Source organism: Pseudomonas sp. HY2-MNA-CIBAN-0224 (assembly GCF_040310285.1).
Lineage (GTDB): Bacteria > Pseudomonadota > Gammaproteobacteria > Pseudomonadales > Pseudomonadaceae > Aquipseudomonas > Aquipseudomonas helleri.
Genome location: NZ_JBEOPQ010000357.1, coordinates 1 through 296 on the forward strand (window position 1 = coordinate 1; position 296 = coordinate 296).

General features: G+C 49.3%; 1 pseudogene. It reads right to left on the reverse strand.

The window, feature by feature from the left end:
• Positions 1-296, reverse strand: a pseudogene (locus AAEZ03_RS26730) (MFS transporter); the annotation flags it as partial.

Consider the following 296-nt stretch of genomic DNA (forward strand, 5'->3'; position numbering starts at 1 on the left):
GAGTATTCAAACACCACTTGTAGTAATAGTGGCAATAGGAACGGTACGGCACTGATACCCAAGCGCGTAAATAAGTTACCCGTAATCCCAATCTTAAAGGTGCGAATATCAAATAGGCTCAATGGAAAGAGCGGCGCATGACGGCGTTTGGCATGCCAGACATAGGCGCCTATCAACGCCGTTGACAAGAACGCCAACACCAAGCCATAAGTCCCGCGACCTGTTTGTGAGCCGAATTCAACAGCGAGGGTATAGCCGCAAGCTGCTGCCGCAAACAATAAAAAACCCGTCCAATC